We start from the raw sequence: 717 nt of genomic DNA, 5'->3' as shown, positions 1-717 counted from the left end.
GGCCAGCTGGGTCTGGATGCTGGACACCAGGGTGGCGCAGCGCTGCTGGATCTCCACCATGCGGGCATTCAGGCTGGCCGCCTGCGAGGTGGCAGCGGTCTTGCCTTCCGTGTAGGTGTCCAGGGCCTTGTAGTAGGCCTCCAGGTCGCGCCTGTACTGCACCCAGTCGGCATGCTCGATGGCGTTGTTGTCGGAGTCGAAGTAGTACTGCGCGGCCTTGGGCTCGCTGGGCTTCACGGGCGCAGCGCCGGGCGTGGCCCAGGCCTTGGCCAGGCCCAGGTCGGCGAACTCCTTCACCAGCTTGTCCAGCTCGCTGCGCCAGTTGGCGCACTTGGTGCCGGGGGCCACGGCCTCCTCCACCAGGTCGGCCAGCTTGGCGGCCTGGTCGGCCGTGAGCACGGTTTCACCGGAGCGCTCGCCGGCCGTGTCCGGAAACTCATGCTGCTGCAGCGCCTCCAGCAGCGCGGGCCTGCGGAAGGGATAGCTGTAGGGCATGGCCGCCACCGGCACGGCCCAGCCGCTGCCCGTGCTGATGGCTCCGAGCCGCGTGGTGTCCATCTCGCAGGCCTTGGCGCGGGCGGCCGAGACCACGGCATAGAGATTCCCGGCCCAGGCGCCGGCCCCTACGGCGGTAGACAGGGACAGCCCGTAGTTGGATGTGGCGCCGGCATAGGCCTTGCCATTGGCATCCCAGCGGATCGCCTCCTGGTGGCCCTC

Annotated in this window: 1 pseudogene; it reads right to left on the bottom strand. The window is 69.7% G+C overall.

Annotated elements, in window-relative coordinates:
- Positions 1-717 (bottom strand): annotated as a pseudogene (locus DA1_RS29365) (hypothetical protein); the annotation flags it as partial.

Source organism: Delftia acidovorans NBRC 14950 (genome assembly GCF_001598795.1).
Classification (GTDB): Bacteria; Pseudomonadota; Gammaproteobacteria; order Burkholderiales; family Burkholderiaceae_C; genus Comamonas; species Comamonas acidovorans.
Note: the sequence above shows the minus strand (reverse complement) of the source record. Positions and strands in the feature narration are given on the sequence as shown.